Origin of the sequence: Polaribacter haliotis (assembly GCF_014784055.1) — a bacterium.
In the GTDB taxonomy this organism is placed as follows: Bacteria; Bacteroidota; Bacteroidia; order Flavobacteriales; family Flavobacteriaceae; genus Polaribacter; species Polaribacter haliotis.
Genome location: NZ_CP061813.1, coordinates 2,102,787 through 2,115,212, shown reverse-complemented (window position 1 = coordinate 2,115,212; position 12,426 = coordinate 2,102,787). Strand labels below are relative to the sequence as shown.

General features: G+C 30.4%; 12 protein-coding genes and 1 tRNA gene. 8 read left to right on the top strand and 5 right to left on the bottom strand.

The window, feature by feature from the left end; all coding sequences use genetic code 11:
* Window positions 1-58: 58 nt before the first annotated feature.
* From H9I45_RS09035 to H9I45_RS09020, 4 genes are read right to left on the bottom strand one after another with little or no spacing between them, the layout of a single operon-like run.
* Window positions 59-3,598 carry an efflux RND transporter permease subunit gene (locus H9I45_RS09035; protein WP_088354901.1) on the bottom strand — a complete coding sequence of 1,180 codons (3,540 nt, stop codon included), beginning with the start codon at window positions 3,596-3,598 and terminating at the stop codon, window positions 59-61.
* 1 nt (window position 3,599) lies between these two features.
* Complete coding sequence (locus H9I45_RS09030; RefSeq protein ID WP_088354902.1) at window positions 3,600-4,778, bottom strand: efflux RND transporter periplasmic adaptor subunit; 1,179 nt, start codon at window positions 4,776-4,778, stop codon at window positions 3,600-3,602.
* 8 nt (window positions 4,779-4,786) lie between these two features.
* Window positions 4,787-6,118 (bottom strand): TolC family protein, encoded by a 1,332-nt coding sequence (locus H9I45_RS09025; RefSeq protein ID WP_088354903.1) that lies wholly within the window; start codon window positions 6,116-6,118, stop codon window positions 4,787-4,789.
* Between the two features lie 7 nt (window positions 6,119-6,125).
* Entirely contained in the window at window positions 6,126-6,725 is a 600-nt protein-coding gene (locus H9I45_RS09020) for a TetR/AcrR family transcriptional regulator (protein WP_088354904.1), read from the bottom strand.
* Window positions 6,726-6,852: 127 nt separating this feature from the next.
* Between H9I45_RS09020 and H9I45_RS09015 the strand changes: the two genes are divergently transcribed.
* From H9I45_RS09015 to H9I45_RS09005, 3 genes are all read left to right on the top strand, one after another.
* Complete coding sequence (locus tag H9I45_RS09015) at window positions 6,853-7,824, top strand: polyprenyl synthetase family protein (protein WP_176397589.1); 972 nt, start codon at window positions 6,853-6,855, stop codon at window positions 7,822-7,824.
* A gap of 61 nt (window positions 7,825-7,885) precedes the next feature.
* A tRNA-Ile gene (locus tag H9I45_RS09010) sits at window positions 7,886-7,959 on the top strand.
* 102 nt (window positions 7,960-8,061) lie between these two features.
* Window positions 8,062-8,223, top strand: coding sequence for a PID-CTERM protein-sorting domain-containing protein (locus H9I45_RS09005; protein ID WP_228454817.1), 162 nt, complete (start codon window positions 8,062-8,064; stop codon window positions 8,221-8,223).
* Window positions 8,224-8,227: 4 nt separating this feature from the next.
* Here H9I45_RS09005 and H9I45_RS09000 read toward each other — a convergent pair whose 3' ends face one another.
* Window positions 8,228-8,812, bottom strand: coding sequence for a riboflavin synthase (locus tag H9I45_RS09000; protein WP_088354907.1), 585 nt, complete (start codon window positions 8,810-8,812; stop codon window positions 8,228-8,230).
* A gap of 59 nt (window positions 8,813-8,871) precedes the next feature.
* On the opposite strand from H9I45_RS09000, the gene pdxA reads away from it, so the two are divergent.
* The 5 genes from pdxA to accB all read left to right on the top strand — a co-directional run bounded on the left by pdxA (window position 8,872) and on the right by accB (window position 12,377).
* Complete coding sequence (pdxA, locus tag H9I45_RS08995) at window positions 8,872-9,906, top strand: 4-hydroxythreonine-4-phosphate dehydrogenase PdxA (RefSeq protein ID WP_088354908.1); 1,035 nt, start codon at window positions 8,872-8,874, stop codon at window positions 9,904-9,906.
* Between the two features lie 82 nt (window positions 9,907-9,988).
* Window positions 9,989-10,525: a YceD family protein gene (locus tag H9I45_RS08990; protein WP_088354909.1), complete on the top strand. Its 537-nt coding sequence runs from the start codon at window positions 9,989-9,991 to the stop codon at window positions 10,523-10,525.
* Window position 10,526: 1 nt separating this feature from the next.
* A complete protein-coding gene (gene rpmF, locus H9I45_RS08985; RefSeq protein WP_088354910.1) occupies window positions 10,527-10,721 on the top strand; it encodes a 50S ribosomal protein L32 in 195 nt (64 codons plus the stop codon).
* A 153-nt stretch (window positions 10,722-10,874) separates the two neighbouring features.
* Window positions 10,875-11,870 carry a beta-ketoacyl-ACP synthase III gene (locus H9I45_RS08980; protein ID WP_088354911.1) on the top strand — a complete coding sequence of 332 codons (996 nt, stop codon included), beginning with the start codon at window positions 10,875-10,877 and terminating at the stop codon, window positions 11,868-11,870.
* A 27-nt stretch (window positions 11,871-11,897) separates the two neighbouring features.
* Entirely contained in the window at window positions 11,898-12,377 is a 480-nt protein-coding gene (gene accB / locus H9I45_RS08975; RefSeq protein ID WP_088354912.1) for an acetyl-CoA carboxylase biotin carboxyl carrier protein, read from the top strand.
* Window positions 12,378-12,426: the final 49 nt, after the last annotated feature.

Sequence of the window (12,426 nt, the reverse complement as noted above, 5' to 3'; positions counted from 1 at the left end):
AAAAAGGCTGAAATCTTATAAATTTCAGCCCTTATTTCTATAAAATTAATTTAATAAATTAAATTTGATTTTTTTCATCCAACCTTTTATCCATATTAAAGATTAATTCTTCTTTTTGCTTTTCTAATTGATGAGGTAATTGTCCTTTTATTCTCATTTTCAACTTTGTAATTAAGAAGAATAAAATAGGAACTACAATCAATGTTAAGAAGGTTGCAATTAGTAAACCATAAATAACAGTTTTCGCTAAAGGTCCCCAGAAAACAACATTGTCACCACCCATGTAAATATTGGCATCAAACTCGCTAAACAAGGTAAAGAAGTTAATATTTAATCCAATAGCTAAAGGAATTAATCCTAAAATAGTAGTAATTGCAGTTAATAAAACAGGTCTTAAACGTGCTTTACCAGCTTTAACTACAGATTCGAATAAACTATTTAAAGGCAAATAATCTTCATCTGCAACACCATCTTGTATTTTTCTTCTGTCAATTAATAACTGCGCATAATCTAATAGCACAACTCCGTTATTTACTACAATTCCAGCGAGTGAAATAATACCAACCATGGTCATCATAATAACAAAAGGCGCTCCAGAAATAACCAAACCTCCGAAAACTCCAATAAAACTTAAAAAGATTGCCAACATTATAATTCCTGGTTTAGAAACCGAATTAAATTGGAAAATTAAGATGAAGAAAATCAACATTAAACCTGTAAAAAACGCACCAACCAAAAAGTTCATTTGTTTGTTTTGTTCTTCAATTTGTCCAGTATAATCAATTTTAATTCCTTTAGGCAAGTCTTTAAAATTCTTCATCGAATTCTGAATCTTCGCAACAACAGCACCAGCATCTGTTTCTCCAGGAGACAATGCAGAATAAACAGTTACTACTCTTTTTACATTTTTATGCTTAATCGCACTAAAACCAGAACTATTGGTTTGAGTAGCAACAGCAGAAACAGGAATTTCTTTTATTTTACCAGAAGCTGGGTCTCTAAAAGTTATTTTCTGATTAAAAACAGCACTTTTATCATACCTATCATCTTCGTTAAAACGAACATAAATATCGTAATCTTCTCCGTTTTCTTTGTAAATACCGGCTTTATTTCCAAAAATGGAAGCTCTTAATTGTTGCCCTACTTGACCTGTAGAAACACCTAATTCCCCTGCTTTTTTACGATCTACCAAAACTTGCATTCCTGGTTTCGATTTATTTACATCAATTTTTAATTCATCTACACCAGAAATACTTTGCGTGTTTAAATAATCGCGCATTCTTTCTGCCGTAAAAATTAATTCTTCGTAATCTTCACCATTCAATTCTATATTAATTGGTGCACCTGCAGGTGGTCCATTTGCATCTTTTTCAACAGAAATTAAAACTCCAGGATAAATACCAACCAAAGCAGCTTGTACTTTCTGACGTAGAATTTCACTGTCTTCTCCATTTCTATATTTGTACTCACGCATAGAAGCAGTAATTTTTCCTTTATGAGGCATTTCTGCAGAAGAACCTCCATCTGTTTGTGGATTTCCTGCACCTTCACCAACTTGAGAAACTGTACTTTCTACCATGAAATTTTCACCATTTTTGATGTACATATCTTGGTTTAAAACACCGTAAACTTTCTGTTCTATTTCTTTAGTAATTTGGTTTGTTTTCTCAATATCTGTTCCTTCAGGATACTCGATATAAACAATAATTTGGTTTGGTTTGTTATCTGGGAAAAACTCAATTTTTGTTCTTTGTTCACCTACAGACCAACCAAAACCTGCAAATGCGACAAATAATAAAATAAAAGTTCCAGTAACTAAAACATAAGGAGTCCAGCCAGATAATGCTTTTTTCAATTGTCTTCCATACCAATTTTCTAAAGTAACCAACGTGTTTTTCTGAAAATAATTTGCAGCTTTTCTTAAGAATAGTCTATAAACCCACAACATAATTGCAGTGAAAATCATTAAAGTACCTAAAGCGTTGTATTCGCCTCCAAAGAAGAAAATGAACAACCCAATAATTGCCATAATACTTGTTAATTTGATAATGCTTTTTAATGGCATGTCTTTATCTTCTGTACTCATAAATTGAGAAACTAAAACAGAGTTAAAGAAAATTGCAACAAATAATGATGAACCTAAAACAATAGATAAAGTTATTGGTAAAATTACCATAAACTGTCCCATAATTCCTGGCCAAAGACCCAAAGGAATAAATGCTGCAACAGTAGTTGCAGTAGAAATAATAATAGGAAAAGCAATTTCTCCAATACCTTTTTTGGCAGCTTCAATTCTGGTCATCCCTTCTTCGTCCATTAATCTGTAGACGTTTTCTACAACCACAATTCCATTATCTACCAGCATTCCAAGTCCCATAATTAACCCGAAAAGCACCATTGTATTTAATGTATAACCTAATCCGCCTAAAATCATTAAAGACATAAACATAGACATTGGTATTGCGAAACCAACGAAAATTGCGTTTTTAAATCCAAGGAAAAACATTAAAACAATTACTACCAAAATAACTCCAAAGATGATATTGTTTACCAAATCGTCTACTTGCCCAATTGTTTTTGGAGATTGATCGTTTGCAATAGTTACTTTTAAATCTGGTGGAAAATGATTTTGTTTTGCTTGTGCCACAATTTTACCAATTTTATCTGCTGCAGCAACCATGTTTTCACCAGATCTTTTCTTAACATCTAACATTACAACAGCTTCGCCATTTTCTCTTGCGTAGGTTGTTTTGTCTTTGTCTCTAAAGAAAATTTCTGCAACATCTTTTAAGTAAATAGGATTCCCATTTTCTGCCTTAATTACAAAATCTCCTAAATCAGATGGTTTTTCTATTTCACCAATAATTCTAATGGTTCTTCTTTGCTGACTTGTAATAAAATTACCAGCAGACATGGTTACATTTCCACGATTTATAGCGTTTGTAATATCATCGAAACTGACTTTTGCAGCCATCATTTTGTAAATATCTACAGCAACTTCTACTTCTTTTTCTTGTGCTCCACGAATATCTACTTTTTTGATTTCCGTTAAATCTTCAATTTCATCTTGTAAGTATTCTCCATATTCTTTCAGTTTTGCAACTGGGTAATTTCCAGAAATATTAATATTAAGAATCGGAATTTCTTCAGACATACTCAACTCAAAAACATTTGGTGTTACTTTTGCGCCGTTAAAAGTTGGCCAATCTTCACCTGCTGTTTCTTGATCTATTTCGTCTTTTACCTTCTGTTTTGCATCTTTTACATCAATTTTCTCGTCAAACTCTACAGTAATAATAGAATAATCTTCTTGAGAAGTTGAGGTAATTTTAACTACATTACTTACAGATTTTAGCCTATCTTCTAAAGGATTTGTAACTAATTTCTCTATATCTTCTGCAGTGTTTCCAGGATATACAGAACTAATGTAAATTTTGGTTTCGTTTATTTCAGGAAAATTTTCTCTTGGCATTGTAAAATATGCCGAGATTCCTAAATAAAGAATCAAAAACATTGCGACATAAATAGTTGTTTTATTATTTATTGCCCAAGACGAAAGTTTAAACTCTTTATCTACTTGTTTATTTTTATCCGCCATTTTATTGCTTTTTATTAATCACTTTTACAGCCTGACCGTTATTTACACTTCTTGCACCTTCAATAATAATTTCTGAATCTGCAGGAAGATTTCCTAGAACTTCAATCATGTCTCCTTGCGTTTTTCCAGTTTTAATAACCAATCTTTCTGCTACAGCTTCGTTATTTTCTTTTTTATCTTTAATAATATAGATAAACTGCTCTCCTTTTGCGTTTTCAGAAATAATAGATTGTGGAATTAAAATGGCATTTGGGTTTGTGTAATCGTTTAATTTTAACCTTGCAGTTAAGTTAGGTTTTACTTTCCCTTTTAAATTAGGAACTCCGATTTCAATTTTAAAAGATCTGTTATTAGGGTTTATAAAATTACCAACTTGTCTAATTTTAGAATTTACAGTTTCTCCAAGAACAGGAAAATTAACTTCCACATCTTTGTTTTCTGTAATACTACCAATGTATGTTTCTGGAACTTCTGTCTCTATATACATGTTAGATAAGTTTACAATTCTAAAAATTTCTGCACCCATTCCTGGAGCAACAACAGTTCCTCTTTCTTTAAAAACATCGTCTATAATTCCAGAAAAAGGAGCTCTAATTGTAGATTTTCCTAACTGACTTTTTAGTTGTTTTACAGCACTTGTTTGCGCTTCATAAGAAGTTTTTGCTTGTAAAAACTGAATTTCTGAACCAATTTTTTGATCCCATAATCTTTTTTGACGTTCGTAAGTTGTTTTTGCTAATTGTGCATTTGCTTCTAATTGTGCTAATTGAGAAGACATTCCTCCATCATCAATTCTTGCTAAAACTTGTCCTTTAGAAACTTTTTGTCCTTCTTTAACATAAACACTTTCTAAAATACCAGGCATTTCTGGGTAGATTAAAACGTTTTGTTTTGTTTGTACATTTCCTTGTAACTCAATAAAGTGTGTAAAAACTTCCTCTTTTACTGTGTAAGTAGTAATTAAAGGGATGTTTTTGTCTACATTAAACTCTTCTAACTTGTCATTTAACTTTTTTAATTCAGTTGCTAATTCTTGTTGTTTTGCATCTAAATCTGCTTTTTTCGATTTAATTTGAGCAACATTATTTGTAGCTAAAATTTCATCAACCGAAACTTCTTTTTTATCTCCACAAGAAGCAAAAACAAGCGTTACTAATATTACTAAATATATTTTTTTCATGGTTGTAATTATTTGATTGGTAAGTTTAATGCGTTTTCTAATGCAGCTTTTTTAGCGATAACATCTAACATAGATTGTATGTAGTTTTGCTGCTGTGTATATAATTGATTTTGTGCTTGTAATAAATCGAAACTTGTAGAAATTCCTTCGAAAAATTTAATTCTTTGCTTCTTTTCTATTCTTTCTGATAAAGCAAGGTTTCTTTTTGATGTTTGATAGTTTTCGATACTAAATTGATAATCGTTTTTTACTTTTTGAGCTTGTAAACTTAAACGTTGCTTTGTTTCTTGCAAACGTAAATCTGCAGTTTCTAAATCGATTTTTGCTTGTGCAGTTTTTGCACTTCTCCCTAAACTACTAAAAATAGGAATGTTTAAACTTACGCCCAATAATGAAGAATCGAACCAACGTTGGTCGCTTTTTAAAAACGTAAAAGAATCTGAATTTGCTTGAGCACCGTAATTAACAAAAGCACTTAAGCTAGGTAAAGCTTTACTTTGTTCTAATTTTACCAATAAACGTTTAGATTCACGATCGTTTTCTGCAATTTTAAAATCGATATGATTATCGACATTAAACTCTGTTGCAATAATACCTAAATCGATATTTTGCATCGTTAAAGAGTCTAAACTATCAGTTAAAGTTAGCTTTGTGTCAATAGAACTTCCAATAGAAAGATTTAGCATTTGGTATGCGATATATTTCATTCTAACAACATTACCAAGCTGATTTTTTAAACTCCCTAAAGTAATTTCTAATTGCTCTACATCTTCCTCTTCATTCAATCCGTTTTCATAGATTTTTTTTGCATCATCATAATTTTTCTGAAGAATTTTAATGTTTCTTTCTAAAATTGAAATGGTATTTTCACTCACTAAAACATTACCATAAGCATTTATAACAGCTTCTTTGGTTACCATTTCAGTTTTAATATTTGCTTGTTCAGAAATTTTTAAATAAGTTTTAGATGCTTGTAAACCAACTAAATAAGAGCCATCAAATAATAATTGTCTTAAAGTAACTGTGGCATTCATATTTTGTTTGGTTCCAAAAACAAATTCTTCATTTGTTCCATCTCCATCGAAATCGGCAAGAGTTACAGGTTGCTTTATAAAATTCTGATAATCTATTTTCGCATCAATTTGTGGCAAACCAATTGTGGTGGTTTCCCAAACTTTTTTCTGTGCAGAAAGTATGTCGTTTTGAGATGTTTTTGTGTTATAACTATTCTCTAAAGCAAAATTAATTGCTTCCTCTAAAGAAAGACTCATTTGTTTTTCTTGAGCATTTAAACTCAAATAAAATGAGCTAATAAAAAACATCAATAGTATTTTTTTCATTTTTTTTTTATTTCTGATTTAGTTGATTTTTTAATTGTTGTATTCCTTTTTCTGTGCAAATTCCTCTTAAATGGTATTCTAAATAATTGTCCATTAGAGTGTTCATAGAGTAATCATTTAGAGGAAAAATATCTTTGTCTTTAATAGACATCATTCCAGAGAAATAGATGCGTGAAATAAACTCAACATCAATTTCTTTTCTATATAAACCTTGATTTTTACCGTGATTTAGGTTCTCTATTACACATTCTTGCATTACTTCAAATTGTTTCTTTTTAATGGAAGCAAAGATTTTAGGGTAATATTTTTGTAATTGATATTGTGGAGATGATTTTTCGTCTTTTAAGTTAGACATTACAAATCGTTTAATATCAAAAATTTCATCAATAGGATTCTTTTTTAGTTCACAAATCATATTAATTCCCGTAGAAATATTTGTAAACATAAAATCTGTCACTGCAGAAACAAGTGCTGTTTTATTACTAAAATACTTGTAAATTGTTTTTTTAGAAACCCCTAACGAACTCGCTATTTCGTCCATAGTAACACTCTTAAAACCTAAATTTAAGAATAGTTCTGTCGATTTTTCTATTATTTTTTCTTTCATAATTCGAGTGCAAATATACATAAGGAAACTTTAGAAACAATAAAAGTTTCCAAAGTTTTAAATATTTTTTAACATTTAGATATCGAAGAGAAAAATCTTTACATTATTTTTACCAAAAATTATAGATTTGGACATTTTACATTATCAAAAAGAATTTCTAACTTATTTAGAATCAAAAAATTGGGTTAGAGAGCCTAAAAATTTATATGAACCAATTGATTATATCATACAATTAGGAGGTAAAAGAATTCGCCCAGTTTTAACTTTAATGGCGGCAGATATTTTTTCTTCTAATTATAAGAAAGCATTACCAGCTGCTTTGGCTGTTGAGGTTTTTCATAATTTTACTTTAATACATGATGATATAATGGACGATGCACCTTTAAGAAGAGGTAAAGTAACTGTTCATGAAAAATGGGATTTAAATACAGGAATTCTTTCTGGAGATGCAATGTTAATCTTGGCATATCAATATTTTGAGAATTACGAGCCTGTTGTTTTTCAAAAATTAGCAAAATTATTTAGTAAAACTGCTTTAGAAGTTTGTGATGGACAACAATTAGATGTAGATTTTGAAACAAGAAATGATGTTACTATAGATGAATATATTAATATGATTCGTTTAAAAACATCGGTTTTGGTTGCAGCGGCTTTAAAAATGGGTGCAATTGTTGCAGAAACCAATGATGAAAATGCAAATTTAATTTATGATTTTGGACTGAATTTAGGTTTGGCTTTTCAGTTGCAAGACGATTATTTAGACACTTTTGGAAACCCAGAAACATTCGGAAAACAAATAGGGGGAGATATTATTGAAAACAAAAAAACGTATTTATATTTAAAAGCGTTAGAAGTTTCTAATGATCATGATAAAGGAAAGTTAAAATATCTTTACAGAAAGAAACTAAAAGAGAATACTGTTAAAATTGCAGATGTTAAAAGAATTTTTAAAGTAAATGATATTCCTAATTTAGTAAAAGATCAAATAGAGAATTATACTCAAAAAGCTTTTGATACATTGGCTAAAATGGATATTGATACAGCTAGTAAAACGAACCTAAAGAACTTTGGTTTATGGTTAATGAATAGATCTGTTTAAGATTTTTCTTTTTTCTTATTAGATTTTTAAAATAAATAGTACATTTGCATCCAATAATTTTGGTCCCATAGCTCAGTTGGTTAGAGCACCTGACTCATAATCAGGTGGTCCTTGGTTCGAGCCCAAGTGGGACCACTTTATTTTAAGCAAGTATTTAATTTAAAAATTATATATTTGCAACTATAAATATTTCAAAATTTTAATCTGGGGGGATATAAAATGAAGAAAAAAACTTTTTTGGTACTGTTTACAGTACTTATATACACATGCATTGTTAATGGACAAGTTGTTCCACCACCAATGCCACCACCACCACCACCTGGTCTTCCAGTAGATGGAGGTTTACTGTTTTTATTCGTTTCGGGATTAATATATGGGGTTAACAAGGTTAGACAATAATTCTCTATCTAATCGTTAATCTACTAACGTACTTTCCAATAACATCAAACTCCAAATTTACCTTATCATTTAATGACATGTTTTTGAATGATGTGTTTTCAAAAGTATATGGTATAATTGCTACACTAAAAGAATTATTTTTAGAATTTACTACTGTTAAACTTACTCCATTTACAGTAATTGAACCTTTTTCTATAGTTATATTATTTTTTTCAGAATTATAGCTAAATGTAAATACAGTACTTCCATTTTGATTTTCAATATTTGTGCAAATACCAGTTTCGTCTACATGACCTTGTACAATGTGTCCATCTAATCTGTCGCCTAATTTCATGGCGCGTTCTAAATTTACTTTATCAGCGTTTTTTAATATGCCAATCGTTGTTTTGTCTAATGTTTCCTTAATAGCAGTAACAGTATATTCATTATTGTTTATTGCAACTACTGTTAAGCAAACTCCATTATGAGCAACACTTTGGTCTATTTTAAGTTCGTTTGTAATGTTACTTTTAATAGTTAAATGAACATTTTCTTGCTCTTTTTCTATATTTGTTACAACTCCAAGTGTTTCTATAATTCCTGTAAACATTTCGCTAAATTTTGGTTACTTTTGTGCAAATCAAAAATACTAATATTACAAGAGTTACTATGGATAAATCTGATAAAATTATCGTTGGAATTTCAATTGGAGATTTAAATGGAATTGGAATAGAAGTAATTTTAAAAACATTTCAAGATAAAAGAATGTTAGATTTTTGTACTCCAGTTTTATTTGGAGCTACCAAAGTTATTTCTTATCATAAAAAAGCACTAAGTTTAGATATTCCAGTTCATGGAATTACATCAATAAATCAAATTAACCATAATAAAATAAATGTTTTAAATATTTGGAAAGAAGATGTTGATTTAGAATTAGGAGTTTCAACTAAAGTTTCTGGAGAATATGCTGCAAAATCATTAGCATTTGCTATGGAGCATTTAAAGGAAGATAAAATAAATGTTTTGCTTACTGCACCAATTAATAAAGAAAATATTCAATCGGAAACATTCAACTTTCCTGGACATACAGAGTATCTAGAAGCAAATTTAGAAGGTAATAGCTTAATGATTCTAATGACAGATAAATTAAGAATAGGTTTAATTACTGGACATATTCCAATTTCTAAAGTTGCAGAAGCAATTACACCAGCACTTATTAAAGAGAAGGTTAAAATAATGCACGAATCTTTAAAGAAAGATTTTGGTATTAGCAAACCAAAAATTGCTGTTTTATCTTTGAATCCACATTGTGGAGATAATGGTGTAATTGGAAAAGAAGATGACGAAATTATAAAACCAACGATAGATGAAATTAAAGAAAATGGAACTTTAGTTTTTGGGCCATATGCAGCAGATGGTTTTTTTGGTTCAGAAACCTATAAGCAGTTCGATGGCGTTTTAGCAACCTATCACGACCAAGGTTTGGCTCCTTTTAAAGCACTTTCGTTTGGTAATGGTGTAAATTTTACGGCAGGTCTAAATAAAATTAGAACTTCTCCAGACCATGGAACAGGTTTCGATATTGCAGGAAAAAAATTAGCAAACCCTTCTTCTTTTACAGAAGCTTTGTTTGCTGGCATTCAAATTTATAAGAATAGAAACGAGTATTTACAGCTTACTAAAAATCAACTATTAGTAAAGTAATTAACATAATTAATTTTTTTCAAAAGAAAGAGGTGTGTAAAACATTTTTTTATATCTTTGCACGCTCAATTGATGTATGATAATGAAAGACTTAAAACAATTCAACATATCGTTTGTAGGATTAAAAGAAGGAAAGCATTTATTCGAATATTCTATTGACAATACGTTCTTTAATACGTTTAATTACGATGAGTTTGAAAAATCTTCTATAAATGTCACTTTAGATTTTGTAAAAAAAAGCACTTTATTTGAGCTTGTTTTTACTGCTTCAGGAACCGTAAATGTTCCTTGCGATGTTACAAATGAAATGTTCGATCAAGAAATAACTTCGGTTTTACCCTTAGTTGTAAAATTTGGTCCAGAATATAATGATGATAATGAAGAAATTTTAATATTACCTCACGAAGCGTACGAATTTAATGTAGCACAATTTATTTATGAAATGATTGTGTTGGCGGTTCCAAACAAAAGAATACATCCAAAAGTTTTGGATGGAACTATGGAGTCTGAAGCATTAAATAAACTAGAAGAACTAAAAATAAAAAAAGTACAAACTGTTGAAGAAACAGACCCAAGGTGGGATAAATTAAAGAATTTAATAACAGAAAAAAAGACATAAAATGGCGCATCCTAAAAGAAAAATTTCCAAAACGAGAAGAGATAAAAGGAGAACACATTATAAAGCATCTTATCAGCAGATCGCTACAGATCCAACAACTGGTGAGGCACATTTATATCACAGAGCTCATTGGCACGAAGGTAAATTATATTACCGAGGTCAAATAGTATTGGAATCTGCAGTTGCAGAAGCTTAAAAAACAATTAAAATGTTTGAAAAACCCTCAATTTTGAGGGTTTTTTTGCGTTTTTATACTAAAATTCACCGTTTTTGATAACTTTTTCCTAAAAAGTGAAAATATTTTCATTACTTTGAATTTCCTTAACATTTGGATAACAAACCAAAAATTATGACTAAAATCACTGCAGCAATTACAGCAGTAGGGAAGTATGTTCCTGAATATATTCTAACAAATAAAGAGTTGGAAGGCTATGTTGAGACTAATGACGAGTGGATAACAACAAGAACTGGAATAAAAGAAAGAAGAATCCTTAAAGGAGAAGGTTTAGGAACTTCATACATGGCAATTAAAGCAGCCGAAGAATTATTACAAAAATCAAACTGTAACCCAGCAGAAATAGACCTAGTTATTGTCGCAACTGCTACTCCAGATTTACCAGTAGCCTCTACAGCTGCCTACGTAGCTACAGAAATTGGTGCAATAAATGCATTTGGTTATGATTTGCAAGCAGCATGTTCTAGTTTTTTATACGGAATGTCTACAGCAGCAAGTTATATAGAGTCAGGAAGATATAAGAAAGTATTATTAATAGGAGCAGATAAAATGTCTTCTATTATAGATTATACAGACAGAGCAACATGTATTATCTTTGGAGATGGGGCAGGAGCTGTTTTATTTGAACCAAATAACGACGGTTTAGGTCTGCAAGACGAATATTTAAGAAGCGATGGAATTGGTAGAGATTTCTTAAGAATCGAAGCAGGTGGTTCCATTATGCCAACTACAAAAGAAACTGTTGAAGCTAATAAGCATTTTGTATATCAAGAAGGAAAAACAGTTTTTAAATATGCTGTTTCTAATATGGCAGATGTTGCAGAAAAAATGTTAACTAGAAACAACTTAACAGAACCAGACATTCAATGGTTAGTTGCTCATCAAGCAAATAAGAGAATTATAGAAGCAACTGCAAAAAGAGTAGGAGTTTCCTCGGATAAAGTAATGATGAATATCCAGAAGTATGGAAATACAACATCTGCAACTTTACCACTTTTATTAGCGGACTATGAAAATGAATTAAAAAAAGGAGATAATTTAATTTTTGCTGCATTTGGTGGTGGTTTCACATGGGGAGCTGCATACTTAAAATGGGCATACAATTCATAATACTAAACAAACTAAACAATAAGAAAAATGGATATTAAAGAAATTCAAAATCTTATAAAATTTGTAGCTAAATCTGGCGCTAGCGAGGTAAAGTTAGAAATGGAAGATGTAAAAATTACAATTAAAACAGGTACAGAAAAAACAGAAACTACAATTGTACAAGCTGCACCTATGCAAGGTATGCCACAAATGGCTGCACCAATAGCTACTCCACAGCCTGCTTCAGGTGAGCCTGTAGTTGCCCAAGCAGAAAGTGACAATGCAAAGTATATTACTGTTAAGTCTCCAATAATTGGAACATTTTACAGGAAACCAGCACCAGAAAAACCAAATTTCGTAGAAGTTGGATCGGAGATTAAAGTTGGTGATACAGTATGTGTAATCGAAGCAATGAAATTATTTAACGAAATAGAATCTGAAATTTCAGGTAAAGTTGTTAAAATTTTAGTGGACGATTCCTCTCCTGTAGAATTTGATCAACCATTGTTTTTAGTAGATCCATCGTAAGTTAATTTAGAAATCGATATTATAATTATTAAATTATAGACGAATATTT